At 59.4% G+C, this 26,046-nt stretch carries 25 protein-coding genes and 2 tRNA genes; 15 read left to right on the forward strand and 12 right to left on the reverse strand.

All coding sequences use genetic code 11. The features are described 5' to 3' along the window. Positions 1-77: 77 nt before the first annotated feature. The 3 genes from QD409_RS07060 to QD409_RS07070 form a co-directional block, all read right to left on the reverse strand. Complete coding sequence (locus tag QD409_RS07060) at positions 78-2,921, reverse strand: valine--tRNA ligase (RefSeq protein ID WP_430762203.1); 2,844 nt, start codon at positions 2,919-2,921, stop codon at positions 78-80. A 122-nt stretch (positions 2,922-3,043) separates the two neighbouring features. Continuing rightward, entirely contained in the window at positions 3,044-3,916 is an 873-nt protein-coding gene (locus tag QD409_RS07065; RefSeq protein ID WP_430762204.1) for a PopZ family protein, read from the reverse strand. A gap of 242 nt (positions 3,917-4,158) precedes the next feature. Then, a complete protein-coding gene (locus QD409_RS07070) occupies positions 4,159-4,830 on the reverse strand; it encodes a protein-L-isoaspartate O-methyltransferase family protein (RefSeq protein WP_430762205.1) in 672 nt (223 codons plus the stop codon). A 505-nt stretch (positions 4,831-5,335) separates the two neighbouring features. Between QD409_RS07070 and QD409_RS07075 the strand changes: the two genes are divergently transcribed. Then, positions 5,336-5,761 (forward strand): Rap1a/Tai family immunity protein, encoded by a 426-nt coding sequence (locus QD409_RS07075; RefSeq protein ID WP_430762206.1) that lies wholly within the window; start codon positions 5,336-5,338, stop codon positions 5,759-5,761. A 197-nt stretch (positions 5,762-5,958) separates the two neighbouring features. Here the strand turns inward: QD409_RS07075 and QD409_RS07080 are convergent. After that, a tRNA-Cys gene (locus QD409_RS07080) sits at positions 5,959-6,032 on the reverse strand. A gap of 174 nt (positions 6,033-6,206) precedes the next feature. Between QD409_RS07080 and QD409_RS07085 the strand changes: the two genes are divergently transcribed. The 4 genes from QD409_RS07085 to QD409_RS07100 all read left to right on the forward strand — a co-directional run bounded on the left by QD409_RS07085 (position 6,207) and on the right by QD409_RS07100 (position 9,465). After that, entirely contained in the window at positions 6,207-6,344 is a 138-nt protein-coding gene (locus QD409_RS07085; RefSeq protein WP_430762207.1) for a hypothetical protein, read from the forward strand. A 242-nt stretch (positions 6,345-6,586) separates the two neighbouring features. Further along, complete coding sequence (locus QD409_RS07090; protein WP_430762208.1) at positions 6,587-7,039, forward strand: acetyltransferase; 453 nt, start codon at positions 6,587-6,589, stop codon at positions 7,037-7,039. Between the two features lie 781 nt (positions 7,040-7,820). Then, the gene (locus QD409_RS07095; RefSeq protein ID WP_430762209.1) at positions 7,821-8,924 is read left to right on the forward strand and encodes a porin; all 1,104 of its coding nucleotides are present in this window, start codon (positions 7,821-7,823) and stop codon (positions 8,922-8,924) included. 211 nt (positions 8,925-9,135) lie between these two features. After that, on the forward strand, positions 9,136-9,465 hold the full coding sequence (locus QD409_RS07100; RefSeq protein ID WP_430762210.1) for a hypothetical protein: 330 nt from the start codon (positions 9,136-9,138) through the stop codon (positions 9,463-9,465). Between the two features lie 168 nt (positions 9,466-9,633). Here the strand turns inward: QD409_RS07100 and QD409_RS07105 are convergent, their stop codons facing one another. The 3 genes from QD409_RS07105 to QD409_RS07115 all read right to left on the reverse strand — a co-directional run bounded on the left by QD409_RS07105 (position 9,634) and on the right by QD409_RS07115 (position 10,866). Next, a complete protein-coding gene (locus tag QD409_RS07105; protein WP_092845034.1) occupies positions 9,634-9,813 on the reverse strand; it encodes a hypothetical protein in 180 nt (59 codons plus the stop codon). A 302-nt stretch (positions 9,814-10,115) separates the two neighbouring features. After that, complete coding sequence (locus QD409_RS07110; RefSeq protein WP_430762211.1) at positions 10,116-10,520, reverse strand: DoxX family protein; 405 nt, start codon at positions 10,518-10,520, stop codon at positions 10,116-10,118. A gap of 271 nt (positions 10,521-10,791) precedes the next feature. Next, a tRNA-Asn gene (locus QD409_RS07115) sits at positions 10,792-10,866 on the reverse strand. Between the two features lie 116 nt (positions 10,867-10,982). On the opposite strand from QD409_RS07115, the gene QD409_RS07120 reads away from it, so the two are divergent. Then, entirely contained in the window at positions 10,983-11,294 is a 312-nt protein-coding gene (locus QD409_RS07120; protein WP_430762321.1) for a hypothetical protein, read from the forward strand. A 6-nt stretch (positions 11,295-11,300) separates the two neighbouring features. Here QD409_RS07120 and QD409_RS07125 read toward each other — a convergent pair whose 3' ends face one another. After that, positions 11,301-11,858, reverse strand: a complete 558-nt coding sequence (locus QD409_RS07125; RefSeq protein ID WP_430762212.1) for a sugar O-acetyltransferase — start codon at positions 11,856-11,858, stop codon at positions 11,301-11,303. 328 nt (positions 11,859-12,186) lie between these two features. Here QD409_RS07125 and QD409_RS07130 point away from each other — a divergent pair, with 328 nt between their 5' ends. The 3 genes from QD409_RS07130 to QD409_RS07140 all read left to right on the forward strand — a co-directional run bounded on the left by QD409_RS07130 (position 12,187) and on the right by QD409_RS07140 (position 15,444). Beyond that, complete coding sequence (locus tag QD409_RS07130; protein ID WP_430762213.1) at positions 12,187-13,539, forward strand: extracellular solute-binding protein; 1,353 nt, start codon at positions 12,187-12,189, stop codon at positions 13,537-13,539. A gap of 98 nt (positions 13,540-13,637) precedes the next feature. After that, positions 13,638-14,522 carry a carbohydrate ABC transporter permease gene (locus QD409_RS07135; protein ID WP_092845026.1) on the forward strand — a complete coding sequence of 295 codons (885 nt, stop codon included), beginning with the start codon at positions 13,638-13,640 and terminating at the stop codon, positions 14,520-14,522. A gap of 7 nt (positions 14,523-14,529) precedes the next feature. Beyond that, positions 14,530-15,444: an ABC transporter permease subunit gene (locus tag QD409_RS07140; RefSeq protein ID WP_430762214.1), complete on the forward strand. Its 915-nt coding sequence runs from the start codon at positions 14,530-14,532 to the stop codon at positions 15,442-15,444. Between the two features lie 171 nt (positions 15,445-15,615). On the opposite strand, the gene QD409_RS07145 is transcribed toward QD409_RS07140, so the two are convergent. Beyond that, positions 15,616-16,676, reverse strand: a protein-coding gene (locus QD409_RS07145; protein WP_430762215.1) for an IS630 family transposase whose coding sequence is annotated in 2 segments (ribosomal slippage) — positions 15,616-16,184 and positions 16,184-16,676 — 1,062 coding nt in all. Because the reading frame shifts where the segments join, the coding sequence is not laid out codon by codon here. Positions 16,677-17,060: 384 nt separating this feature from the next. Next, entirely contained in the window at positions 17,061-18,173 is a 1,113-nt protein-coding gene (locus tag QD409_RS07150) for a sn-glycerol-3-phosphate import ATP-binding protein UgpC (protein WP_430762216.1), read from the reverse strand. Positions 18,174-18,420: 247 nt separating this feature from the next. Between QD409_RS07150 and QD409_RS07155 the strand changes: the two genes are divergently transcribed. Beyond that, positions 18,421-19,878 carry a cryptochrome/photolyase family protein gene (locus QD409_RS07155; protein ID WP_430762217.1) on the forward strand — a complete coding sequence of 486 codons (1,458 nt, stop codon included), beginning with the start codon at positions 18,421-18,423 and terminating at the stop codon, positions 19,876-19,878. Between the two features lie 3 nt (positions 19,879-19,881). Here the strand turns inward: QD409_RS07155 and QD409_RS07160 are convergent, their stop codons facing one another. Further along, positions 19,882-20,712 carry an SDR family NAD(P)-dependent oxidoreductase gene (locus QD409_RS07160; protein ID WP_092845018.1) on the reverse strand — a complete coding sequence of 277 codons (831 nt, stop codon included), beginning with the start codon at positions 20,710-20,712 and terminating at the stop codon, positions 19,882-19,884. Between the two features lie 295 nt (positions 20,713-21,007). Between QD409_RS07160 and QD409_RS07165 the strand changes: the two genes are divergently transcribed. The 5 genes from QD409_RS07165 (at position 21,008) to QD409_RS07185 (ending at position 24,919) form a co-directional block, all read left to right on the forward strand. Beyond that, the gene (locus QD409_RS07165; RefSeq protein WP_430762218.1) at positions 21,008-22,048 is read left to right on the forward strand and encodes a cysteine synthase A; all 1,041 of its coding nucleotides are present in this window, start codon (positions 21,008-21,010) and stop codon (positions 22,046-22,048) included. A gap of 4 nt (positions 22,049-22,052) precedes the next feature. Further along, positions 22,053-22,790 (forward strand): alanyl-tRNA editing protein, encoded by a 738-nt coding sequence (locus QD409_RS07170; RefSeq protein ID WP_430762219.1) that lies wholly within the window; start codon positions 22,053-22,055, stop codon positions 22,788-22,790. A gap of 60 nt (positions 22,791-22,850) precedes the next feature. Continuing rightward, on the forward strand, positions 22,851-23,708 hold the full coding sequence (gene sseA, locus QD409_RS07175; protein WP_430762220.1) for a 3-mercaptopyruvate sulfurtransferase: 858 nt from the start codon (positions 22,851-22,853) through the stop codon (positions 23,706-23,708). Positions 23,709-23,716: 8 nt separating this feature from the next. Further along, entirely contained in the window at positions 23,717-24,277 is a 561-nt protein-coding gene (locus QD409_RS07180; RefSeq protein WP_092845285.1) for a GNAT family N-acetyltransferase, read from the forward strand. A 132-nt stretch (positions 24,278-24,409) separates the two neighbouring features. Next, complete coding sequence (locus QD409_RS07185) at positions 24,410-24,919, forward strand: DUF1203 domain-containing protein (protein ID WP_430762322.1); 510 nt, start codon at positions 24,410-24,412, stop codon at positions 24,917-24,919. A gap of 6 nt (positions 24,920-24,925) precedes the next feature. On the opposite strand, the gene ald is transcribed toward QD409_RS07185, so the two are convergent. Beyond that, entirely contained in the window at positions 24,926-26,044 is a 1,119-nt protein-coding gene (gene ald, locus QD409_RS07190; RefSeq protein WP_092845010.1) for an alanine dehydrogenase, read from the reverse strand. Positions 26,045-26,046 lie beyond the last annotated feature (2 nt).

Consider the following 26,046-nt stretch of genomic DNA (forward strand, 5'->3'; position numbering starts at 1 on the left):
CGGCCGGACAAAAAAGAAGGGCACGCGACCTTCGTCACATGCCCTTCTAACTATTTCAATTGATTGGATCTTCGTCCTCAGCCAGCCTCGCTGACCCGGGCCAGCGCCACCTTGAGGCTGGCCTGCTGCCCTTCGAGTTCGCCGAGACGCTCGCGTTCGGCGGCAACGACGTCCGGATTCGCGTTGGCCACGAACTTCTCGTTCGAGAGCTTGCCGAGGATGCGGGCGATCTCCTGCTCGTTCTTCGCAATTGCCTTCTCGAGACGGGCCTTTTCGGCCGACAGATCGATAAGGCTGCCAAGCGGCAAGCAGACGGTCGCCTCGCCGGTAACGATCTGGGCGGCACCCTTCGGTGCCGTGTCGGCCAGCGAAATCGCCTCGACACGCGCCAGACGCTTGATGGCGGCGTCATGGCGGAACAGGCGCTCGCGGGTCAAGCTATTGGCATCGACGACGACCAGCGGCGCGGTAGCAGCGGGCGGCACGTTCATTTCCGAACGAACCGAGCGAATGCCGGAGACCAGGTCGATCAGCCAGTTGATCTCGTCGGCAGCAACGTTGTCGGCATAGGACGGAGCCGGCCAATCGGCATGGCAGATGAGACCATCACGCTCCTTGCCCTCGCCCGCCGTGTGCGCCCAAAGCTCTTCGGTCATGAACGGCATGAAGGGATGCAGCAGCTTATAGGTCTCTTCCAGAACATAGGCGGCACAGGATTGAGCCTCCGCCTTGGCATTCTCGTCTTCGCCATTGAAGATCGGCTTCAGCAGTTCGAGATACCAGTCGCAGAACTGATTCCAGATGAAGCGGTAGAGCGCGCCTGCCGCATCATTGAAACGGAAACTTACCAGCGCCTCGGTGACATCGCGTTCCGCACGCGCCAGCTCGGTCAGGATCCAGCGGTTGACGGTGAGCTCGGCGGCCTCGGGCACGAAATGCGGATCGCTCTTGGCGCCGTTCATCTCAGCAAAGCGCGTAGCGTTCCACAGCTTGGTGCCGAAATTGCGGTAACCGGCGATGCGGGCCGGGTCGAGCTTCACGTCACGGCCCTGTGCGGCCATGATCGCCAGCGTGAAACGCAGCGAGTCGGCACCATACTGGTCGATCAGTTCCAGCGGGTCGATAACGTTGCCCTTGGACTTCGACATCTTCTGCCCGTTCTTGTCACGCACCAAGGCGTGGACATAGACCGTGCTGAACGGTTCGACGGGTTCGCCGTTCTCGTCCTTCATGAAATGCAGGCCCATCATCATCATGCGGGCAACCCAGAAGAAGATGATGTCGAAGCCGGTGACGAGGACGTTGGTTGGATAGTAGCGCTCCAGCTCCGGCGTCTCATCCGGCCAGCCGAGCGTCGAGAACGGCCAGAGCGCGGACGAAAACCAGGTGTCGAGCACGTCTTCGTCGCGCGTCAGGATTTCGCCCGGCTTGAAGTTCTCAAGCAGGTCCTCGACATAGGCCTTCATCGGCCCTTCATGCGAGAGATAGTGCTGGATCGCCGCCTGCAGCGCTTCTTCCTCGGTCTTCTCGACGAAGACCTGGCCATCCGGTCCGTACCAGGCGGGAATCTGGTGACCCCACCAGAGCTGACGGGAAACGCACCACGGCTGAATGTTTTCCATCCAGTCGTAATAGGTCTTGTCCCAGCTCTTCGGAACGAGCTTGGTGCGACCTTCGCGAACAGAGGCGATCGCCGGTTCGGCGAGCGTCTTGGCGTCGACATACCATTGCTCGGTCAGTCGCGGCTCGATCGGCACGCCGCCACGGTCGCCATGCGGAACCATGTGCTTGTGCGGCTCGATCTTGTCGAGCAATTCGGATTCTTCGAAAATGCGGACGATGATCTTGCGCGCTTCGAAACGGTCCTTGCCCTCCAGCTCATCCCAAGCGCCGTGCAGTGCGGCAGGATGATCGAGACCTTCGAGGAAATCCTCGTTGTCCTTGATGGCAATGGTGGCTTCCGGGGTCAGAATGTTGACAACGCGCAGACCGCGGCGCTTGCCGACGTCGAAGTCGTTGAAATCATGCGCCGGCGTCATCTTGACTACGCCCGTTCCAGCCGTCGGATCCGGATATTCGTCGGCCACGATCGGGATGCGGCGGCCGACGATCGGCAGGATGACATGCTTGCCGACGAGCGACTTGTAACGTTCGTCGTCCGGGTTAACTGCGACGCCTGTATCGCCGAGCATGGTTTCGGGGCGGGTGGTGGCGACGACGAGATAGTCGCGCGTTTCCCATTCGGTCGGCTTGCCGTCTTCGTCAAAGGCGACCGGATGCTGATAGGTGACGCCCGGCTCCAGCGGGTAACGCAGGTACCAGAGATTGCCATTGACCTCGTGCTGCTCGACTTCGATGTCCGAAATCGCGGTCAGCATCTTCGGATCCCAGTTGACCAGCCGCTTGTCGCGATAGATCAGGCCTTCCTTGTAGAGCGTGACGAAGACTTCGAGAACGGCCTTCGACAGGCCCTCATCCATGGTGAAGCGCTCGCGCGACCAGTCGCAGGAAGCGCCGAGGCGCTTGAGCTGATTGAAGATCAAACCGCCCGACTCATCCTTCCATTCCCAGACCTTCTCGATGAAGGCTTCGCGGCCCATCTTGTGACGATCGGGCTGCTGGCGCTCGGCTAGACGACGCTCGACAACCATCTGCGTGGCGATGCCCGCATGGTCCATGCCGGGCTGCCAGAGAACGTCTTTGCCGCGCATGCGCTCGAACCGCACCATGATGTCCTGCAGCGTGTTGTTCAGCGCATGACCCATGTGCAGCGAACCGGTCACGTTCGGCGGCGGAATGACGATGGTGAAGGTTTCAGCGCCCGGCTTGGCGTTCGCACCGGCGCGAAAAGCGTCGGCTTCATCCCATTTTTGGGCGATCTTCGGTTCGACGGCGGCGGAATCATATGTTTTGTCGAGCATTTTTTGACCGGATCTAGAGGACTGGGTGATGCGGGTTGTAAATAGGATGGCTGGGAGCGAGTCAATAAAAAAGCCGCCCCGGAGCCCGGAGCGGCGGATCGTCTACCCGAAGCTCAAGGCTGTCAGCGGCGCGGGCCGCGTGCCACTCGTTCGATTTCTTCGCGCACGAGGCGCTCCACCAGGGTCGGCAGATTGTCGTCGAGCCATTCCTGCAGCATGGGCCGCAGCATCTCCTGGGCCAGTTCATCGAGAGAGCGGCGCGGGCCGCCATCGATGATGGCAGCAAGCTCTTCAAACGAGCGGGCGACTTGCGCACCGGTATCTTCGGACATCAGCGCCGACGATGCGGGCGCAGCCTGAGCAGGCGTCAGCGCGGCTTCAGCTTCCAATGCCGCCGGCCGCGGTACTTCTGGAACGTGGAAGGCCGGCGTCTCCACCAGCGGCACAACCACCTGCGGAGCTGCGACAGCTTCCGGTGGCTTGATTTCTTCCATCTCGGATTCCAACTCGGCAGCAGGCGGCACCACGGCCACAGGCGGCGCGACTTCGGTAATCGCGTGTCGCAACGGATAGTCGATAGCCGGCTCGACTCGCGCTTCGGCAAGGCGTGCAGCCATGACCGGCGGCAATTCGCGGTGCTGCGGCAGCTCGCGCCCGGCACTCAGCAATGCGGCATTGCGCTCGGAAGCGGCACGAACGCGCGCGGCGACATCAGCAAGCGACAGGCCACGGTTGGCGCTTTCCGGCTCGGAAACGGGCACCTGCGAGTTTGCAGCGACGAAACGCGGATCCTGTGTAGAGGCACGGGCTCGATCGGCGGCAGCGAACTCTTCATCGACGGTCAGCTGGATATCGTCTTCACTTCCGCCGCTAGCGGCAAAATGTGTCGCTGGCATCGGCTTCGTGCTGCCGGGCTCGTTGCTTTCGATAATCCGGCGGATCGACGCCAGGATCTCTTCCATGGACGGTTCACGCACTACATTTGGCTGAGCCATATTCATCCCCGTTTTCCCATATTCAGCGACCGGAAACTCACCAAAGCGGCGCTCGAACCAGGGCCACCCTAGATGACTGTCCCCGGGAAAAAAATCACCTGGAAAGCACTAAACCCGGTGATGCACAGTTTTGTAACGATGACGGCGAATCGCACCGCTACGGCTGATTCTGCCATATGCGCGCACAATAAAAAACAGGCACCCGAAGGCGCCTGCCGAATGCATTGCCGATCTTCAAATAATCAGAATACGAATTCCTTGGCCTTGGCGAAGCCAGGCAGCGGCTTGATCGACGCGTTGAAGAAGACATTCTCCGAGAAAGCGCCGCGCTCGCGCATGAAAACGGTGGCGCGCGCCGCATGGCCATAGCCAAGCACGGCGATCAGGCGTCCGTCCTCGCCGAGCTGGTCCAGAAGCACCTGCGGCAGCTGCTCGATCGAGCCATTCAGGAAGATGACATCGTAGGGTGCGTCGCCGGCGTGACCCTTTTCGAGATCGCCGGTCACGACCGTGACGTTTTCATAGCCGAGTGCTGCGAGATTGGTCTTGGCCTGGGCGGCGAGATCCGCATCCGATTCGAGAGCGACGACCTTGCCTGCGACGAGCGACAGGACGGCGGACACGTAGCCCGTGCCGCAACCGATATCGAGAACCTTGTCTTCCTTGGTGATGGCACCGAGTTGCAGCAGCTTAGCCAGCGGCGAGGCTTCCATCAGGAAGCGAGCGGGCTTGCCTGCGGCTGCCGGGGCAGTCTCGATATCGCAATCGATATAGGCCAGGAGCTTCGACTTCTCCGGCACAAAATTTTCGCGCGGCACCGCGAAAAGTGCACTCAACACGGAATGGGAGGTGACATCCGTCGTACGGACCTGGTTCTCGACCATTTTCACGCGTGCTGCTTCGAAATCCATCATATCCTCTTGCGCCTTTACCAGGCCGGCTTTGCTACAGTGCTACGCGTGTCTTAATCGCCTGCGGCTACGCTTTCAAGGCATCGCTGCAACAGGCGCCGAGATTCATACCGATGCGTCGCCGCCAGACAACAACCGATTGCTCGAATATGGGGCCAGGCACCCCGATCCAGGTGCCCTCACCTCATATTCTCAAGCGAACGCGACTTCTTCGAAGGGAAAGCGAGCTGCGGCAAAACCCTCCGCCTCCACGTTCCTAAAATCAGGAGGCCCGTCAAAGCGGTACATCTATTAATAAAATGTTAACCTCCCAGGACCACGTTTGATGGTATTGGACCGCCTGAAAGTGGTGACCGATCGACCTTCCGGCCCGAAGCTCTTCGGGCTAAGATTAAATTTGAATAGAAGGTGGCTGGATGCCTGTCTCTCTCGTGCTTTTCGTGGCAACTTCCCTGCCGTTAGTGGTTTTTCTGGCTGCCAGTCTTTCCTCCATGATGTAGGTCGTCGAATGAGGCTTTCGCTCTCCCTCGCAGCGTCCCTTCTCCTCATACCTCAGATCGCGCTCTGCGAAGAAAGCTCAGAAAAAGCAGCACCGGTCATCGAACATGCCGTTACCGGCAAACAGCTCGATGAATGGTGCGAGGAAGAACAGGCGCTTGCCTCGGTCTACGTGCAGGGAATTCTCGACGAAGCGCAGCGCACGAAGAATCTGACGATCCGCGCCACAAAGCAGACGCCGAAGAACTCATCCCGCTACGAACGCTATCTTCAGCAGTTCGTCGGCGCCTTCTGCCTCCCGCCCGATCTCAGCAACGCAAGAGCGACCATGATCGCCTGCAAATGGATGTCGGAGCATTCCTGGCAGCTCGAGCGGCCCGCCAGCGCGCTGATCGCCCGCTCCTTCAAGTTCGCCTTTCCTTGCCTGGAGGAATAGGCGCCCTTCCTGTTCCCGTCCGATGGGCCTGCAGCTTGCGGATGCGACGCCGTCGAGGGCGGCGGTATGTCCGATTGAGAGGAAGCAGGAACGAATTGTCGCGCTTGGCTTTGGGAGCCGAAGGCCGTTCAAGCCCAATTCGCGAAAACTGAAATTCCGATGGGATTCAGCTGGTTACACAAGTGTTTGGGGAAGGATGGAGGCCTCGCCCGGAATCGAACCGGGATGCAAGGATTTGCAGTCCTCTGCGTAACCACTCCGCCACGAGGCCATCCGATGTATAAAGGCGAGTGATGGCGGGCGTTTAGAACGAATCTTGAATCGGCGCAAGGGCCTCATTCTGAATATCGCTCTTTTTTCGTCATCGGCGGCGGCTTGTGACAAGTCTATGCACTTGATAGCGGCAATTGTCCCTCCGCACGGGAGAAATGCGGCCATCGCAAGGATGGGCCGAATCATTGTGCTCGACCAGGGACGCATCGTGAAGCACGGCAGACCGGACGAACTGGTCGAGCAAAATGGCCTCTTTGCCCGTCTGTGGAAGCGCCAGACCGATGGCTTCATTGCCAAGGAAGTCAGTTAGTCCTCGTCGACCCCACCTTCGAACTGACGGGTTGACCGCGCCTTGCTCCTATATAACAGAAGTTGAGCGTATCGACTTCTTGCCACTTGTGGATCACGTCACGATGGACAATATCCGAAAAGCTCGGTGTAGCGTTGCAGATCGGCTCCACGCAGGCCCCGCCCATAAGCGGAGATTCGGCGCCGGATATGCGACTTCAAGCGAGTATCTGAAAACGACGAAAAGACATCCGAGGATCTGACTTGTTCCAGTTGCGGCGAGCAAAGCCGGGCGATCTAGCGCGTAATTATGAAATATGGCGGACTGCAGTCGAAGCCACTCACCAGTTTCTTGATACGTCGGATCGCGAGGCGATCGGCAAGATGGTCGCAGAGGATTATCTGCCGAATGCCGGGTTTACGGTGGCGGTCGATGGCAATGACCTGCCCCATGCCCTCCTGGGGACCACCGGACATCACATCGACGCGCTCTTCGTTCATGCCGATAGCCGAGGAATGGGCCTGGGACGCTTCCTCCTCGAGAGCTTCCGGACGGAGAAGGATGTCGTCACGGTCGATGCCAACGAGCAGAATCCTGAAGCGATCGGCTTTTATGCGCGGCTAGGATTCAAGGTGACAAGCCGTTCGGAGCTGGACGATCAGGGCCGCCCCTACCCGATCCTTCATTTGCGATGGGAGAGATCCGCGTCGAAGTGAGCTGCTATCCTCATCGATTTGGTTATCCAACGAAGTGCCGACATGCGCTGCAAATACGCTTAGCCTCGCTTGTAGTGCCGCCCCAGAAAGATTGAGAATCGAGCGCATTTCAAGCCCTTCGAGAACAGCGGTCATTGCCGTGTACCGAATTCGTCGCAGGGGTTCATCCGCTGCCAGCCCATTCAGGTAGGTTATAGAAACCTAAGGTAGATGCTAGGCTATTTGCTACCGGTTTGGACGCCACCCCTGAACCGGACAGTGCCGCGTCCGACGAGACTGCGCCCCCAGTAGTGTCGTCGGACGCACCAATGCCGCTGTCGTTCGCCGCTAGGGCACAGACATAAGGCGGGGCAAGCTTTATCTTCGTCATCTCCGACGCCAATAGAATCGCTTTCCTTGTCGTTATTCGCCGCAAACTTCTCCAGATTCTGGCGTCGAAAACTCCCAGGCTGCGTGAGATGTGACAGTGACAGCTAGGCCTCTTCCCAGCTTCCGTTGCAACGGCATCTCTCTGTCTCAGCACTCCTAGTTGAACGCAACGCGCGATCTATCGTCGGCAGCCGATGATTTGCGTCATTTTTGCAACAAACCTCTTTTTCGAATAGCACGCATATAGTTCGCTCGCCTTATCATCTTGCCAAATCAGCGAAGCGGGTTCAGGAATTAGTTCGCGAAGCTTATTACTTCGCACCTACTGATAGGGAACATGAGCGGGATGGGGTTGGGCACGTCGTTTTTCGGCGCGATATCTCACGCCCAATCAAGAGAGATTGGAGTTACTATGAACATCAAGAGCCTTCTTCTCGGCTCCGCTGCTGCGCTGGCAGCAGTTTCCGGCGCTCACGCAGCCGACGCCATCGTTGCTGCTGAGCCGGAGCCGGTGGAATACGTTCGCATCTGCGACGCATACGGTGCAGGCTACTTCTTCATCCCGGGTACCGAGACCTGCCTCAAGATCGGCGGCAAGGTTCGTACGGAAGGTGAATGGTACGACGCCTACAACCGCAACAGCCACAATGGCACGCTGTGGCACACCCGCGCCGAACTGAACGTCAGCACCGCGACTGATACCGAATACGGCCCGCTGAAGACCGAAACCATCGTTCGTTGGGATTGGCACGACGGCAACGCGACTAGCACCAACCTGCTGTGGTCCTACATCAGCCTCGGCGGCTTCACGGTCGGTAAGAAAGACTCGCAGTACAACTCCTACATCGGTTACGCCGGCGACGTCATCAACGACGACGTGATCTATGACGGCCCGTACGAACTGAACCAGATCACCTACGAATATGATGCCGGCAACGGCTTCTCGGCCGTGGTCTCGGTTGAAGACAGCAACTCCAGCGGCTCCGGCGCTTCCTACGGCGCAAGCTGGTGGACGGACGACAAGGCAAACCACTACGCTCCTGATGTCGTTGCCGGTGCCGGCTTCAAGTCTGGCGCATGGGGCTTCAAGGTTGTCGGTGGTTATGACTCGATCGTCGAAGAAGGCGCAATCAAGGCTCGCGTCGATGCCGACTTCGGCGCATTCTCGGCCTTCCTGATGGGCGGCTGGAACACCGACGGCGACAAGCTCAACAAGTACGCCGGCACCAACCAGGACGTCTCCGCTTGCACGGCACCGAACGGCACCGTCAACGCATCCAAGTGCGGCTGGGGTGACTGGGCAGTTTGGGGTGGCGCAAGCGTTCCGGTCAACGACAAGCTGAAGTGGAACGTCCAGCTCGCCTACACCGACAGCAAGATCTTCGAAGCAACCACGAACATCAAGTGGAACCCGGTCAAGAACCTGCTCATCGAGCCGGAACTGACTTACGTTCACTATGATTATGCCAACGACGATACGGTTTCAGGCATCCTGCGCTTCGAACGCAACTTCTAACCTGATCAGATTTGACCTCCGATCAGAGAAGGAAGGGGTCCGGCTTTCCCTGCCGGCCCCCTTTTTTCTTGTCGGTAAGCTCCTGAAAACGAAGGCTTCCTCTCCATTAGCGCGTGTCGCGGCATCATCCCGATCAACCAGAAGGGGGAACATTGTCGCAGCCGTGGCGTTTACCGGCAAAGGGACGAAGCTGAATAAAGGAGTTACCGCCTTGAAATATCTCGCTTCAATCGCTCTGACCGCCGCATTGACCGCGGGTTCGTTGCTGTCGGTCGCGTTGCCGACGACGGCAGCCCCGCTCGGCGTTTCGCCGGCGACGACCGCGAATGTCATTCTCGTGCAGGAACAGGGCTCACGCTGGCACCCCGATTCAGACTATGACCGCCGGGCCTATTGGCGCGATCGCGAGCGCCGCCACTGGCGCGACGACCGGGATTGGGATCGCCGGCATTGGGACCGAGGCTGGCGTCGTGGCTGGTATGACGAGGGCGGCTATCACCACCGACACCACGGCGGCGTGATACTGGAAATCCGTCCCTGAGGTCGCCGCACAGTTCTAAAAAGGCATATGCCGGTAGCGATGTGCTGCCCGCCCGGCATGCATCCCGGTCACAACGGGAGCCCAAAAACCAACGGCCGCTGCCGAGATATCGGTAGCGGCCGAATTGCTGTAAAAACCTAACTTGCGCCGGTTTGAAGCTCCTACCGGTTAACGGCAGACGCGGACATTGCGGACGACCCAGTGGCCGTGAACCTTATGCTTCACCTTCTTCATCTGGCAGTGATGATGATGGTGGTGACGATGATACATCGGAGCCGCCTCGGATGGTACGCTGACGGCGAAGACCGATGCCAGTGCGAGTGCAGAAGCAAGAAGCAGGTTTTTCATGTCGAACCTCTAAAGCATTGGGGGACTATGCTGCGCATATCGCGCTGTTAAGCAAATGCGCCGGCTCACATTAACGACACATGAACATCTGCTCACATTCGCGAGAGCAACCACAACGTGAACGAAATTTAATGAAAGGCCGCGCGCGCCTGGGGCAAAACTACTGTTGAATACCGCTGTATCAAGCTGATAAATCCCTCACTCAAGCGCGAGCTCAGACCGCGAAACAACAGATCGACATGGATGCAAGCACCTGTTGTTGCAGCATAAAGGCAGCTCTGCCGCAGTGCGCCCTCGGTTCCTCAGTCGATCGCGGAACGAATGGGCAGCAGAGCTCGAATCCGTTGGTCGCGAAGGTAGAGGCCGCCCCATGCCAAGGCGCCTAAAAATAAACTTATAAGTTGCGGAGGAGAGCCGACTTCTCCGAGGCGAAAATGGGTGCAGATAGCGCCACCCAGAAAGCCCGTCGTCAGGATCGCTCCGAGAACAGCCGTGCCTGGAATTGCATAAAGGATCGCGCAGACGAGGATGATGAGACCCAGCAATCTTGCCTGGTCGATCAGAAAGCCCGTCGCTTCGATTTCCGCACTGACCAATGCGGGCGCAAACAAATCGACAGCCGCATCGGCCGCCAGTGCCAGAATGACGATGGCGCTGAGGACCCATCCCAGCATTGCCCCTTTGCGAAGGCTCGCATTCTCAACCATTTGTCACCTCCCCAATATGCCGATCCGGCCCATATTCCCGATATCGCCTCATAGGCCGAAGTCCACCGGACGAACGGCGGCAAGCTGACATGGAGAGAGGAGGCAGGTCAACGAGGATAAGGGACCTATCGCATCGAAACGATTCCGGTCAAAATCGCGCGGGCAGAAGCGGATGCAATAAAACTGCAAAATTGCGCTGATAGGGTTCGCCCGCTGTCGCCCATCGGCACCACGTCGATGCGATAAACTTCCGAAGTTCTATGGAAGAAAGTGGCTCCCCGGGCCGGATTCGAACCGGCGACCTGTCGATTAACAGTCGAATGCTCTACCGCTGAGCTACCAGGGAATGCGCTTGGCGCGGTGTGAGTGGGCTTCTACAAATGCTTTCCCGATTTGCCAAGCGGTTTTTTCAAAAAAATGTATTTCTCTTGCATTATTTTGTCGCCTCACCATTTCCTGTGGATGACTGATCAAAGCGGAACGACAGCGAACGCCGATCGAAATGCCCGGAAAACAAGGCGTTTCGGCATCGATCCCTCCACTCGCGAGCTTGTTTTTGGCTCGGTGAGAATTCCCCTGCCCCGGTCGCGCCTTGCCCGCCTCGGCCTGGGGATAGCGCTCGTCTTCGGTGGCCTGCTTGGCTTTCTGCCGATCCTCGGCTTCTGGATGCTGCCACTGGGCCTCATCGTGCTGTCGCACGATATGCCTGCAGTACGCCGCTGGCGCCGTCGCTTCGCCGTGTGGCGGGCAAGAAGGCGCCGTCCGGCGAACTAGCTCCCTTTATCTTGCGCCAACCGGCTGGGCAGGATTGCCGACGACAGTAGCGCCTGGCGCAACATCCTTCGTCACCACCGCACCCGCCCCTATGATCGCGCCGTCGCCGATCGCCACGCCGCCGACAAGGATGGCCCCGCCGCCGATCCACACGCTCGCGCCGATCGTGACCGGCCGCGCGATTTCCATTCCCGCTCCCCGCAGCTCCGGATCCTTGTGGTGCTCGGCGCAATATATATGGACGCCCGGCCCCAGCATGCTGCCATCACCGATGCGCACGCCGGCACTATCGAGAATGGTGCAGCCGGCATTCATATAGACTCTGCGACCAAGCGAAATGTTGATGCCGTAGGAGCAGTGAAACGGCGCTTCGATAAAAGCGCCCTCTCCGATGTCGGCAAAGAGCACAGACAAGGCCGGAGCGAGATTGCCGCGCTGCGAGGGTGGCATTGTATTGTGTGCATGTATGGCCTCGCGCGCCTGCCAGCGCAAGGCGTCGAGTTCCTGATCGAAGCAGCAATACCACTCTCCCGCCGCCATCTTCTGCCGCTCGCTTAGACCCATATCCTCATTCCTTCCACTGCCTTCGGGATTCGTTGACGGTCATCTTGCAACAGCATTCGACGCGTCAGCAATAAAGACGATCGCACGCCTTCCGCCCGCCAACAGGCTCTGGGCGAGGCAAGGCACTTTGCCGACCTTGATTAGCAAAATCTCAAATGCACGATCCTGCGAAGAGCGATAATTCGCAAGCCTCTTCCCTGAGTGAAAAAGCCCGCCAATGCGGGGATTCCTGCCCTCAACAAACTGTCACACAGCTTGTCTATAACGCCGCTACCGCGGACTTGCGCAAGACCACCGGTTCCGAGCTTTCAAAAAGGAAATAGGGATTATGTCTAAACTTAAAAATTGCATTTCGGCTGCTGCAGCCGGCGTCATGAGCGTAGCGCTGGCTCTGCCTGCAGCTGCCGCTCCGACCAAGTTCGATTTCTGGTTCGGCCTGTCGGGCGATCTGGAGCGTGTCGTTCAGACGCTGTGCAAGAACTTCAACGATTCCCAGAAGGATTATGAAGTTTCTTGCGTCAGCCAGGGCAATTACGACGCCGCCCTGCAGAACACGATTGCCGCCTTCCGCGCTGGCAAGCAGCCGGCCATCGTTCAGGTTTATGACGTCGGCACCGCGACGATGATGCTTTCGGGCGCCTACTACCCGGTTGGCAAGCTGATGTCTGAAAACGGCTACAAGGTCGACTGGAACGACTACTTCCCCGGCATCGCCCGCTACTACGCAACGTCCAAGGGCGAGCTGCTTTCCTTCCCGTTCAACTCTTCGACCGCCCTGCTCTACTGGAACAAGGACGCGTTCGCCAAGATCGGCAAGACCGCCGCTCCGAAGACCTGGGAAGAAGCCGCCGAAGCCATGAAGGCGCTGAAGGGCGCCGGCTATGATTGCCCGATGGCCATCAACATCTCCGGCAACGAAAGCTGGCAGCTGATGGAGCAGTTCTCTGCCATCCACGACCAGCAGGTTGCCACCAAGAACAACGGCTATGACGGCATTGACGCCCGTCTGACGGTTAACAAGACCAAGTTCGTCAAGTACGTAACCGACCTTAAGAGCTGGTACGACCAGGGCCTCATCAAGATCAAGTCCAAGGATCTCGGCCAGGACATGGTTCAGGCCTTTGCATCGGGCGATTGCCAGATGATCATGACCTCGGTCGGTGACCATGGTTCGGTCACCAAAACCCAGAAGGCTGGGATGACCTGGGATGTGGCCGAACTTCCGGTCTACGCCGGCACCGAGCGCAAGAATTCGCTCGTCGGCGGCGCGTCGCTCTGGGTTCTCTCCGGCAAGTCGGCTGGCGAATACAAGGGTGCGGCAGCATTCCTCGACTTCATCGGCAAGCCTGAAACCGCCCTCTTCTGGTCGACCAACACCGGCTACATCCCGGTGAAGAAGTCCGGCTTCGACTTCATGAAGTCCAGCGGTTTCTACGACAAGGCGCCTTATAAGGGCCGCGAAGTCGCGATCGCCAGCTTGACCGCTTCCGAGCCGACTCCGATCACCCGCGGCGTTCGCCTCGGCAACTTCACGCAGATCCGCGCTGAATTCGGCAATCAGATGCAGGCCATCTTCGCCAACAAGGTCAGCGTTCAGGAAGGCATCGACAACCTCGTCAAGAACGGCGACGCCGTCCTTGACCGCTTCGAAGCCACCTACAAGGGCAAGCAGCTGCCGTAAGCAGCGCATCGCATGACAGGCAGCGTCCGCCGGGGTTTCCCGGCGGACGTTCGTTATGAGCGCAAGAGTGCCATCGGGATTCCAAGCCGGAAGAGACAATGGAAAAACGTATAACTTTCAACAAGTGGAGCGTCGGCATCCTGTTCGCAGTGCCGCAACTGCTCCTTATCTTCACCTTTTTCTATTGGCCGGCCGGTCAGGCAGTCTTCTGGTCGCTGACGCTGCAGCAGCCTTGGGGCGGCGGCAATATCTGGGTTGGCCTCGATAACTTCAAATCCATTCTTGCCAACGCCGACTACTGGAACTCAGTTACGATCAGCATCAGTTTCGCGGCGATCAGCACCGGTATTTCCATGGTGGCCGCGCTGGTGCTCGCAGCCTTGACCGACCGGCAGCTGCGCGGCTCGAAAATCTACCGCGTCGTGCTCATCTGGCCCTACGGCATCGCAGCTCCCGCGGCGGCGATGGCCTTCCGCTTCATCCTGGCGCCAGAAGCCGGCCTCGTTGCCGTGGTCAATCAGTGGTGGCCAGGAATCTGGGACCCGGGCCTCGACGGAAACGCCGCGATGGCCTGCGTCATCGCCGCCTTCTCGTGGAAATATATCGGCTACAGCTTCATTTTCTTCTTGGCCGCTTTCCAGGCAATTCCTCGCTCGTTGATCGAAGCGGCTGCCATGGACGGTTCGAGCGTGCTCAGACGTTTCTGGGACGTCCAGTTCCCGTTGATAACGCCGACGATCTTCTTCCTGCTGGTCATCAACATCACCGAGAGCTTCCAGGATTCGTTCGGCATCGTCGACATCATGACATCAGGCGGCCCGCACAACTCGACCAACCTCATGGTCTACAAGATCTATTCCGACGGCTTCAAAGGCCTCGATTTTTCCGGTGCGGCGGCGCAGAGCATCATTCTGATGCTGCTGATCATCGTGCTTACCATCTTCCAGTTCCGCTTCATCGAGCGGCGCGTGCATTACCGTTGAGGCTGACATGGTCGAGCGCACACCTATTCTCAACTTCTTTACCCATCTGATCCTGTTTATCGGCTTCGTGGTAGCCGTGGGACCGATAGCCATCGTGGCCATCGCCGCATCCCACAATATGACCGACGTCAACCACGTCCCGATGTCGCTCATTCCCGGCACGGAATTCTGGGCCAACATGAAGACGGCCTGGACGACCGCCAACCTCGGCCCCAAGCTGCTGAACAGCCTGATCTTCGCCACCGGCGTGGCGATAGGCAAGGTGCTCATTTCGGCGATCACCGCCTTCTCGCTGGTCTATTTCCGCTATCCCGGCCGCCACTTCATCTTCTGGCTGATCTTCATAACACTGATGCTGCCGCTCGAAGTGCGTATCGTGCCGACCTATGCGGTCGCAGCGAACGTCCTGTCGCCCTTCCAGGGGATTCTCGACATCACCGGCATGACCTGGCTCATCGAAAAGCTTACAGGCGTTGAGGTCTCGCTGAACCTCGGGCTACTTAACTCCTCGATCGGCCTGATCCTGCCGCTGGTCGCGACGGCGACCGGCACTTTCCTCTATCGTCAGTTCTTCCTGACCATACCGGACGAGCTGACCGAGGCCGCACGCATGGACGGCGCCGGAGCGTTGCGCTTCTTCATCGACATCCTGCTGCCGCTGTCGCGCACCAATATGGCGGCACTCGGGACCATCATGTTCCTCTGGGCCTGGAACCAGTATCTGTGGCCGCTGCTTGTCACCACCGATCCGGCACACATGACGGCTGTAACAGAGCTCAAGCAGCTCATCCCGAACATCGGCGGCCTTCCGGAATGGCATATCGCCATGGCCGGCACGCTGATCGTCATGCTGCCGCCGCTTGCCGTCGTCGTTCTCATGCAGCGCTGGTTCGTTCGCGGCCTGATCGCTACCGAAAAGTGATCGAGCAGCCTGCCGCTCCTATCGAAACGAGCGGCAGGCATTTACATTGGTCCGTCTAAAAGCGTCGATCGACCACTTGGGACAAGTTGTCCCTCTCTAAGGGATAGCAGCGCAGAAACCGCGCTGATCAAGCTACCCGCCAGGATAGCGGCTAATACCAATCGGCATTGGTCAGAACCGATGAGCCCAATCGCGCAAACCGATTGACATGATTTTCCAGGGTTGGTCGACGAGCTTGTTCCAGGCGGCGCAGCAATGATGGACGATGTCGTCGTAGGATGTGAAGACCCGGTTTGACAACCAGTTGTCACGCAGGAACTGCCAGACATTTTCGACAGGGTTCAGTTCGGGGGAGCGCGGCGGCAGGAACAGCAGGGTGATGTTTGCCGGCACGATCAGCTTGGGCGATGAATGCCAACCCGCCTGATCGAGGATCAGGACCGCATGCGCACCGTGATCGACCTCGCGGCTGATTTCTTGAAGGTGCGCGTTCATTGCCTCTGTGTCGCACCAGGGCATGACAATGCCTGCACCCTTTCCCTTCTTCGGGCAGATCGCCCCGAATATGTAGGTCCACAGTGTTCGCTGATCATGGGGAGCAGATGGACGTGTTCCCCGTTGCGCCCATCGCCGCGTCATCTTGTTCTTTTGCCCGATGCGGGCTTCATCTTGCCACCACAGTTCTATTTCTGTCCCTGGAGCGAGGCTCTTGCTGATCGCGCTGATCTCTTCCGGGAAACTTTTTTAAAATCCTCCACCGCCAATTCGTTCTGGGCATAGTGGCGCGGACGGGCAGACAGCTTGGCAAAGCCCATGGCCTTCAACTCACGTCCCACGGTGCTTTCGTCCAGCGATATCCGATAGTCCTCGAATATCAACCGCGCCAGGTCCTTCAACCGCCAGCGYACAACGCCGTGRATCGCCGGGATCGGCCCCTTCTCMACAAGACGACGAAGCTCCTGGCGCTGATCGTCGTTGAGTTTCGGACGCTTGCCCGGAGCCTTCACGTTTAAAAGCCCCTCAGGGCCTTGCGCGTTGAAGCGCTCGACCCAGTCCCGCACAATCTGCACGGTCACGCCACCAACTCTGGCGGCCTCGCCGCGCGTCGCTCCATCATAAATCTGCGCAAGAGCCAGAAGCCGCCGCGTCTGGGCCGCATCTTTCGATAGCCGCGCTGCCTTGCGCAGGTCATCGCCAACGTAGTCCGTCCGAAGTCGAAGTGCTGATCCCATGGCAAACCTCCTGTTGCCACCATGGATTCAGATTCATCGCTCTTTGTGAACCCCCAAGAGTCAGCACCAATGCCGGTTGGTATAAAGCCTTTCCGCTTTTCTTCGAATCGCGAAAACGCTCTATCTTCTTGCTTTCTTACGCATTCCGGACGGAAAACCGCTGCGCACTTTTCCTGGAAATGCTCTAAGCTCCCGCCAAGCCTTGATTTTCAAACTGACGGTACTCACGAGCAGCTGACAGCGATGGTCTGCGTGATGCGCTGATCTCGGCTCGGGCGTCTCGGACCTTTGGCGGCGCCTCTCCTCCTCACTCGCGCAGACAAAAAAGCCCGGAAATCGGTGAGGATTTCCGGGCGCACGTACTGAAAATTGATGTTTGAAATTTTAGTGTGCCAACACCTTGAGCGGCGCGACGGAGGCAACGGCATCAAGCCGCAGGCCGGTATCCTGGGCAAAGAGATGCGTGTGCTGCTGCGGCAGCTCCAGCCCAACGGACTGGCCGGTCTGACCTGTGGTGTGATCCGATACGGCAACGGCGAAGCTCGATCCGTTGATATCGCAATGGATGACGCGGCCAGCGCCGAGCTCTTCGACGAAATCCACCGTTGCCGGGATAGCGCCCGGAGTGCCTGCCGGAACGAGACGTACATGTTCCGGGCGAATGCCGAGAGCAACCGGGTTGCCGGCATGACGCTTGCCGATATTGGCGTCGATGTCGATCGGCAGGCCATCGAAGATGAACTGTTCGCCGTTAGCCGAGAAGGTCCCTTCGAGGAAGTTCATCGCCGGCGAGCCGATGAACGAGCCGACGAACCGGGTGCGCGGCGTATTGTAGATTTCAAGCGGCGTGCCGACCTGCTCGACATTGCCCTTGTACATGACGACGAGCTTGTCAGCGAGCGTCATGGCCTCGACCTGGTCGTGGGTCACGAAAACCGATGTCGCCGACAGGCGCTTGTGCAGGCGGCGGATCTCGACACGCATCTGGACGCGCAGCTTGGCATCGAGGTTGGAGAGCGGCTCGTCGAAGAGGAAGACCTTGGGCTCGCGGATGATGGCGCGGCCCATGGCGACGCGCTGACGCTGGCCGCCGGAAAGCTCGGCCGGCTTGCGGGCGAGGAAATCTTCGAGACCGACTATCTTCGCGGTTTCCTTGATGCGGCGGTCACGCTCCTCGCGCGGCACGCCGGCCACCTTCAAGGCATAGCCCATGTTGGCGGCGACATTCATGTGCGGGTAAAGCGCGTAGTTCTGGAACACCATGGCGCAGCCGCGCTCGCGCGGCTCGAGCTGGTTGACCACCTTGCCGTCGATGACGATCTCGCCTGACGAGATGTCCTCAAGACCAGCGATCATGCGCAGCAGCGTGGACTTGCCGCAGCCGGACGGGCCGAGAATGACGACAAATTCTCCCGAGCGGAAGTTCAGGTCGACGCCATGGACAACCTGATTGCGTCCATACGCCTTGCGAACTTGTTCGATCCGAATTTCCGCCATTTCAATCTTCCCCGCCTGTCAAATCTGGGCATGTCAATCGGGTGGACTGCTAACGAATTTGCATTACAGAACAGTGACAAGGATCCCTTATATCACAAACGACATCCAGATTTCCTCACGAGAGTTGCGTGTAGGATTCGCTTATAAAACGCGTGGTGGTGGAACTATTTGAAGACGGACACCGTATACTGGTTCCGGTGGCGAAAAAGCGCATGAAGAAGCAGAGAGCGGGCGATCGGCCAGGATCATGACGACATCGAGGAAAGAGCCAACTCCCATCCTGCTATGGTTTCGCAAGGATCTTCGCCTTGACGACAACCACGCGTTCCATGCCGCCGCGACATCGGGCCGCCCAGTCATTCCGGTCTATATTCGCGAGCCGAGAGCGACGGGGTGCGGACCGCTCGGCGGAGCACAGGAGTGGTGGCTGCATCATTCGCTCGCTGCCCTGCAGAAAGCTCTTGATGCGCTCGGCAGCAAGCTCATTCTTCGACAAGGCGATGCGCTCGCGGTGCTCGAAGAGCTGCTTGCGGAAACTGGCGCCGAGGCCATCGTCTGGAACCGGCGTTACGATCCAGCCGGCATAGCGGTCGACACGCAGGTCAAGAAGGCGCTGCGGGACAAAGGCATCGAGGCCAACAGCTTTGCGGGCCAGCTGCTGCATGAGCCGACGCGCCTACGCACAGGCACCGGCAACCATTACAAGACCTATACGCCGTTCTGGCGTGCATTGGAGCAATCCGGCGAGCCGCCATTTCCAATCGAGGCGCCCGACCAGCTTCTGTCTCCTCTGCACTCGCCGCAATCGGATTCCCTCGGCTCCTGGTCGCTGCTGCCGACCAAGCCGAACTGGGCAGCCGCTTTTCCGGAGATGTGGACACCTGGCGAAGCCGCCGCACATGAGAAACTGCGGGATTTCATCGAGACCGCGATCGACGGCTACGCAATCGATCGCGACTTTCCGGACAGATCGGCAACCTCCCTGCTCTCATCGCATCTGGCACTCGGAGAAATCTCGCCCGCCCGCATATGGCATGCAACGCGACGGCTCACCGGTAAGGTCCCCACGGACAATATCGTTCGCTTTCGCAAGGAGATTGCCTGGCGGGAATTTTGCTATCACCAGCTCTTCCATTTTCCGAAACTGAGCTCCGCCAACTGGAATGATCGCTACGACGACTTCCCCTGGCATGCGGATGCCAAACTCTTCGACAGCTGGCGGCGGGGCCAAACGGGATATCCGATCGTCGATGCCGGCATGAGGCAACTCTGGCGCCACGGCTGGATGCACAATCGCGTCCGGATGATCGTGGCTTCCTTCCTGATCAAGGATCTGTTGATCGACTGGCGCGAGGGCGAGGCCTGGTTTCGCGACACGCTCGTCGATGCCGATCCGGCAGCAAATGCTGCGAACTGGCAATGGGTCGCAGGCTCCGGCGCCGATGCCTCGCCCTTCTTTCGCATCTTCAACCCGGTATTGCAGGGCGAGAAATTCGATCCGGATGGCGGCTATGTCAGGACCTTTGTGCCGGAGCTCGCCGACCTCGACCGCAAATATATCCATCGGCCATTCGAAGCGCCCGACGATGTGCTGAAGCGCGCCGGCATAGAACTCGGCAAGCACTATCCCCGGCCGATCGTCGATCACACCATGGCGCGGCAGCGTGCACTCGCGGCACACGCATCGCTCAAGAATGATGGATAGGCGCTATTCGGCCGGATGCGCGGTTATGCGCGGCCCGACCGACCGGCGTTTTTGACCACTCCCAAGAAAATACCTGAGCACCCGGAAATAGAGGCTGTAAGGCAGGAACTTCAGCAGCTTCGCCCGATAGATCAGACCCTTCGGGAAGCTGATCTCGAAGGCAGGCGATTTCAATCCGGCCGCGATTGCGTCTGCCGCCTTCTGTGCCGATACGATATCAGGCATCTTGAACGTGTTCTGCGCCGTCAGCGGCGTCTCGACATAGCCGGGAGTAACGAGCTGGATATGAATGCCCATTCGGTCTAGCTCGAAATTCAGGCTTTCGGCCATGTTGATGAGCGCGGCCTTGCTGGCGCCGTAAGCGGCGCCGCCGGGCAGACCGCCGAAGCCGGCGACAGACGACACGAGGGCAACCTGGCCGTATCCCCTGGCGCGCATATGCCGGACGGCCGGAACGAGACAGTTGACGACACCGTGCAGATTGACCGCAAAACTGCGCTCGAACACCTCATGATTAAGATCTTCGCCCCGCGCCGGCAGATAGATGCCGGCGTTCAAGACCACCATGGCAACCGGGCCGTGCTGATATTCGATTGCGGCAACGGTGTGCTCCATATCCGCGGTATCGGTGACATCGCCGTCGAGCACGACGATGCTGCCAGCAAGCGCGCTTGCCTCGGCCTGCAGCGCCAAGAGCTTCTCGTGGCTGCGGGCCGTAACGGCCACTTTGTACCCTTCTTCCGCCAGCTTCAGCGCAAGCGCGCGCCCGATACCGGAACTGGCGCCGGTAATCCAGACGACTCCGTGTTCAGGACGTGCGATGAACGGGCTCATAGCTCTTCTCCTTGACTGGCAGCCGCGTCAATCAAACGCTTAAACCGCGACCGTCCGTGGCATTTTAGAAATAGCGTATCATTGTGGCCGCTTTCGGCCAGTTTAGCGGCTCGACGCGGAAATCGATGTCACCGATCGGAGACCGATCAATCCATAGACAACTTCGGCAAATGAATGCCGCCAAGTCGAATTTTGCGGCGCGAACAAATAGCGAGGAACAGAATTTCTTGCCTATGTAGCCTTGTGAAGGGAAAAGACCGTTCTTACAGTAGTTGCGAACAGAAGGCAGATTCCAATGACCGTCCATCCGTCCGTCCTAGAAGCAATTGGCAATACGCCGTTGATCAAGCTCAAGGGCGCCTCCGAGGCGACGGGCTCGACCATTCTTGGCAAGGCCGAGTTTTTGAATCCCGGCCAGTCGGTCAAGGACCGGGCCGCGCTCTACATCATTCGCGATGCCGAGAAAAAGGGGCTGCTGAGGCCTGGCGGCGTCATCGTCGAGGGAACGGCCGGCAATACCGGCATCGGCCTGACGCTCGTCGCCAAGGCGCTTGGCTATCGCACCGTCATCGTCATTCCGGAAACGCAAAGCCAGGAAAAGAAGGACGCGCTGAAGCTGCTCGGCGCCGAATTGGTCGAGGTTCCCGCCGTCCCCTACAGAAATCCGAACAACTATGTGAAGGTCTCGGGCCGGCTTGCCGAACAGCTGGCGAAGACGGAGCCGAACGGCGCGATCTGGGCGAACCAGTTCGACAACGTCGCCAACCGGCAGGCACATATCGAGACGACGGCCAACGAAATCTGGGCCGATACCAATGGCAAGATCGACGGCTTCATCTGCTCGGTCGGTTCCGGTGGCACGCTGGCCGGCGTTGCCATGGGCCTGCACGCCTTCAACAAGGACATCAAGATTGGCATTGCCGATCCTGAAGGCGCTGCACTCTACGAATTCTACAAAAATGGCGAATTGAAATCCTCCGGCTCCTCGATCACCGAAGGCATCGGCCAGGGTCGTGTGACGGCCAATCTGGAGGGCTTTACGCCTGACTTCGCCTATCAGATCACCGATGCGGAAGCGCTGCCCTACGTCTTCGACCTGGTCGAGTACGAGGGCCTGTGCCTGGGTGGCTCGACGGCCATCAATATCGCCGGCGCGGTCCGTCTCGCTAGGGATCTCGGTCCCGGACATACGATCGTGACCATTCTGTGCGATTACGGCAATCGCTATCAGTCGAAGCTCTTCAATCCGGACTTCCTGAGGTCCAAGGGCCTGCCGCTGCCGGCCTATCTGGAAAAGCGGGCGGCAATTACCGTCCCATACGAAGCAACAGCGTGATCATATGACCGTCAATGCCCTTTATCGTGATGATTTCTATCTCTCGACCGCCGAAGCAGTGGTAACCGCAATTCACGAAGATGGGGGTATCGAGCTCGATCAGACCTGCTTTTACGCCACCTCGGGCGGTCAGCCGGGCGATACGGGTTTCCTGGAGCGCGGCGACGGCTCCAGGATCACGCTTGGCCAGACGAAACATGGTCCTATCAAGGACATCATCATCCACGTTCCACTCGAGGGCGAACCGCGGCCCATCGTCGGCGAGAAGCTGGTGCTGCATATCGACTGGGCGCGCCGCTACAAGCTGATGCGCATGCATACGGCCTGCCATCTGCTCTCGGTTGTCTGCCCTTACCCGATCACGGGTGCGGCGGTCGGCGAGGAAGAAAGCCGCGTCGATTTCGACATGAGCGAAACCATCGACAAGGACGAGGTGACGACCAGGATGATGGCGCTCGTCAACGAGAACCATCCCGTATTCCTCCGCTGGATCACGGATGAGGAACTGGTCGCCAATCCCGACATCGTCAAATCCAAGAATGTGCGCCCGCCGATGGGGCTCGGCCGCGTGAGCCTCGTCTGCATCGGCGAGGATTCGGCCGTCGACAGCCAGCCGTGCGGCGGCACGCATGTGTCCGAGACGCAGGAAGTCGGTGCGATCCACATCGCCAAGATCGAGAAGAAGGGCAAGGAAAACCGCCGCTTCCGCATTCGTTTCGGCACGCCGACCGACGAGAATTGACCGGGCAAGCGCCTGGATCCCGATATCAAGACCAAGAAATCATAGCAGGGAGAGATCATCATGGCAGCGGACAAGAGCCGTTTCGTCGTATCCGCCGACTGGCTGCAAGGCGAGCTTGGCACCAAGGACCTGCGCATCCTCGACGCATCCTTCTATCTGCCGGCGCAGAAGCGCAATGCCGACGCCGAATATGCCAGCGGCCATATTCCGGGCGCCATCCGCTTCGATCAGGACAAGATATCAGATCATTCGACCAACCTGCCGCATATGGTTCCTTCGCCCGAATTCTTTGCCGCGGAAGTCGGCAAGCTCGGCATCAGCGAGACAGACCGCATCGTCATCTATGACGGCCCCGGCGTCTTTGCGTCACCGCGCGTCTGGTGGCTGTTCCACATCGTCATGGGTGCGCCGAACGTCTTCGTGCTCGATGGCGGCCTGGATGGCTGGAAGGCTGAAGGGCGGCCGCTCGAAACGGCGCTGCCCGCCTTCGAAGCCGCGACCTTCAAGCCCGAGTTCAACGGCAGTCGCGTCGTCGCACTCGATGAGATGCGTGGCATTGTCGACTCCAGCTCTTCGCAGATCGCCGATGCCCGCAGCGCCGGGCGCTTTGCGGCGACTGAGCCTGAGCCGCGCGAAGGCATGCGCTCAGGCCACATGCCGGGCGCAAGAAGCCTGCCGTCCGGCGTATTCGCCACGAACGGCAAGTTCAAGTCGCTGCCGGAACTACGCGAAACAATCGAGAAGGCCGGCATCGATCTCGACAAGCCTGTGGTCACGACCTGCGGCTCCGGCATTACCGCCGCCATCATCACGCTGGCGCTCGAATCCCTCGGCCATGGCAGCAACAGACTCTACGACGGCTCCTGGTCGGAATGGGGCAGCCGGGCGGACACGCCAATCGTCACCGGTCAAGATTGAGCAGCATCGTGGTGAAAACGCCCTCGTCCATCAAGGTTCACATCACCCGTCTGGAAATGACTGCGCCGCCCAAGACCAGCCTGGCGGTGCCCGTCAATATCCAGACGGCGATCATGCGTGCGCCTGATATTCCGCTGCCCTTCTATCGCCATCTCTACCGCCAGGTGGGGGCCCGCTGGCATTGGGTGGATCGGATCCGCCTCTCTGACGAGGACTTGGCGACCGCGCTTCACGACCAGCGCAACAATATCAGCGTGCTCTACGTCAATGGCGCTCCGGCCGGATTCTTCGAGTATTTCCGTCAGGATGAGGAGACGATCGAGCTCAGTCATTTCGGCCTCATGGAGCACGCTCTCGGCCTTGGCATCGGCAAATGGTTCCTGCTGCAGGCGCTTTACGCGATATGGACGCTCAATCCGCAGCGGATCGTGACGACGACGAACAACCTCGATCATCCGCGGGCATTGCAGCTCTACCAGATGTTCGGCTTCTCGCCGACTTCGACCGGTGAAGGCATCGTCAGGCCGCTGAGCGACAAGGAACTGCTCGAGCTCGCCAAAAAGGGCTAGAACGCCTTAGCCTGCGCAATCGCTCGGCACGATGTTGAGTCGGCGAGAGTCAAAGAGATAGGCGGCAGGAATCGGGTGGTTTCCCACCCCATACCGGCGCATCACATGGCAAATCTCGAAAGGAGCTTTGCCATGTTCTCCATCGCTTTTGCAGCAATGCCCGCGACAGACGCCGAAGCTATGTGGCGCGGCGGCGCGGATGCCTATGGTTACCAGCCGGAGACCATAATCTCCGATGGTCCGGGCCATCCCTGCCGCCATTGCCTGCGCAATATCGATGCCGGCGAGGAACTATTCGTCTTCGCCTACCGTCCCTTCCCGGAATTGCAGCCCTATGCAGAGACCGGTCCGATCTTCCTGCACAAGACGCCGTGCCAGCGCTACGACGCGGAAGAAATCCTGCCGCCCGTGCTGGCGAGCAGCCGGGATTTCATCGTGCGCGGCTATGGAGAGAACGATCGCATTGTCTACGGAACCGGCGCCGTGACGCCGACCGGCGATATCGCAGCCTATGCGGCTTCGCTGCTGGAACGTCCCGACATCGCCTATATCCACGTCCGCTCGGCGCGCAATAATTGCTATCAATGCAGGATCGACAAGGTGGAGGTGCCGGCACATGCCGATGCTGGCGCCTCCACTTGATTGATATTACGCGACGTTGAGGACGCTTTCGGGTGCTGCGGCCTCATAGCCGAGCGCTTCGGCCACCGGCTTGTTGGTAACGCGGCCCTTGTGAACATTGAGGCCATTGCGGAGGTGCTTGTCTTCCGCGATGGCGCGCAGGCCGCGATCAGCCAGGGCAAGGCCATGATAAATCGTGGCGTTGTTCAGAGCATGTGCCGAAGTGACGGGAACGGCACCCGGCATGTTGGCGACACAGTAATGCACGACGCCTTCGACGACGTAGGTCGGATCGGAATGCGTCGTCGCATGCGAGGTCTCGAAGCAACCACCCTGGTCGATGGCGACGTCGACGATGACCGAGCCCTTCTTCATGCCGGACAGCATTTCGCGCGTCACCAGCTTCGGCGCTGCCGCACCGGGGATCAGAACGGCGCCGATGACGAGATCTGCGGAGAAGACCTCTTCTTCCAGCGCCTGAATGCTGGAATAGCGCGTGTGGACGCGGCCGTTGAAGATATCATCGAGCTGGCGCAGACGCGGCAGCGAGCGATCGAGGATGCTGACGTCGGCGCCGAGGCCGGCCGCCATCTTGGCAGCATGCAGGCCGACGACGCCGCCGCCGATGATCGTCACCTTGGCCGGCAGCACGCCCGGCACGCCGCCGAGGAGGATGCCGAGGCCGCCATTGGCCTTCTGCAGCGCCGTTGCACCGGCCTGGATCGACAGACGACCGGCGACCTCAGACATCGGCGCCAGCAGCGGCAGGCCGCCGCGCTCGTCGGTCACGGTCTCATAGGCGATGGCGGTCACGCCGGAAGCGAGCAGGCCCTTGGTCTGCTCCGGATCGGGCGCGAGATGCAGATAGGTGTAGAGAAGCTGGCCTTCGCGGAGCTGCGTCCATTCGGAGGGCTGCGGCTCCTTGACCTTTACGATCATGTCGCACTTCTCGAAAATATCCTTGGCGCTTGCCGCGATCTTGGCGCCGGCGGCCACGTAGGCATGATCGTCGGCACCGATGCCGGCACCGGCTTTCGTTTCCACCCAGACCTCGTGGCCGTGGGCGATATATTCACGAACGGACGCCGGTGTCAGGCCGACGCGATATTCATGGTTCTTGATTTCCTTGGGGCAACCAACGCGCATTT

This window comes from Rhizobium sp. BR 315 (assembly GCF_050577975.1).
Lineage (GTDB): Bacteria > Pseudomonadota > Alphaproteobacteria > Rhizobiales > Rhizobiaceae > Rhizobium > Rhizobium miluonense.

Excerpts from the sequence above, each read along its gene's own strand:
- QD409_RS07130 (WP_430762213.1), top strand. The coding sequence starts at position 12,187 with ATGTCTAAACTTAAAAATTGCATTTCGGCTGCTGCAGCCGGCGTCATG.
- QD409_RS07170 (WP_430762219.1), top strand. The coding sequence starts at position 22,053 with ATGACCGTCAATGCCCTTTATCGTGATGATTTCTATCTCTCGACCGCC.
- QD409_RS07065 (WP_430762204.1), bottom strand. The coding sequence starts at position 3,916 with ATGGCTCAGCCAAATGTAGTGCGTGAACCGTCCATGGAAGAGATCCTG.
- ald (WP_092845010.1), bottom strand. The coding sequence starts at position 26,044 with ATGCGCGTTGGTTGCCCCAAGGAAATCAAGAACCATGAATATCGCGTC.
- QD409_RS07110 (WP_430762211.1), bottom strand. The coding sequence starts at position 10,520 with ATGGTTGAGAATGCGAGCCTTCGCAAAGGGGCAATGCTGGGATGGGTC.
- QD409_RS07120 (WP_430762321.1), top strand. The coding sequence starts at position 10,983 with ATGACTGATCAAAGCGGAACGACAGCGAACGCCGATCGAAATGCCCGG.
- QD409_RS07105 (WP_092845034.1), bottom strand. The coding sequence starts at position 9,813 with ATGAAAAACCTGCTTCTTGCTTCTGCACTCGCACTGGCATCGGTCTTC.
- sseA (WP_430762220.1), top strand. The coding sequence starts at position 22,851 with ATGGCAGCGGACAAGAGCCGTTTCGTCGTATCCGCCGACTGGCTGCAA.
- QD409_RS07155 (WP_430762217.1), top strand. The coding sequence starts at position 18,421 with ATGACGACATCGAGGAAAGAGCCAACTCCCATCCTGCTATGGTTTCGC.
- QD409_RS07150 (WP_430762216.1), bottom strand. The coding sequence starts at position 18,173 with ATGGCGGAAATTCGGATCGAACAAGTTCGCAAGGCGTATGGACGCAAT.
- QD409_RS07140 (WP_430762214.1), top strand. The coding sequence starts at position 14,530 with ATGGTCGAGCGCACACCTATTCTCAACTTCTTTACCCATCTGATCCTG.
- QD409_RS07095 (WP_430762209.1), top strand. The coding sequence starts at position 7,821 with ATGAACATCAAGAGCCTTCTTCTCGGCTCCGCTGCTGCGCTGGCAGCA.
- QD409_RS07185 (WP_430762322.1), top strand. The coding sequence starts at position 24,410 with ATGTTCTCCATCGCTTTTGCAGCAATGCCCGCGACAGACGCCGAAGCT.
- QD409_RS07160 (WP_092845018.1), bottom strand. The coding sequence starts at position 20,712 with ATGAGCCCGTTCATCGCACGTCCTGAACACGGAGTCGTCTGGATTACC.
- QD409_RS07060 (WP_430762203.1), bottom strand. The coding sequence starts at position 2,921 with ATGCTCGACAAAACATATGATTCCGCCGCCGTCGAACCGAAGATCGCC.
- QD409_RS07070 (WP_430762205.1), bottom strand. The coding sequence starts at position 4,830 with ATGATGGATTTCGAAGCAGCACGCGTGAAAATGGTCGAGAACCAGGTC.
- QD409_RS07085 (WP_430762207.1), top strand. The coding sequence starts at position 6,207 with ATGGGCCGAATCATTGTGCTCGACCAGGGACGCATCGTGAAGCACGGC.
- QD409_RS07135 (WP_092845026.1), top strand. The coding sequence starts at position 13,638 with ATGGAAAAACGTATAACTTTCAACAAGTGGAGCGTCGGCATCCTGTTC.
- QD409_RS07075 (WP_430762206.1), top strand. The coding sequence starts at position 5,336 with ATGAGGCTTTCGCTCTCCCTCGCAGCGTCCCTTCTCCTCATACCTCAG.
- QD409_RS07165 (WP_430762218.1), top strand. The coding sequence starts at position 21,008 with ATGACCGTCCATCCGTCCGTCCTAGAAGCAATTGGCAATACGCCGTTG.
- QD409_RS07125 (WP_430762212.1), bottom strand. The coding sequence starts at position 11,858 with ATGGGTCTAAGCGAGCGGCAGAAGATGGCGGCGGGAGAGTGGTATTGC.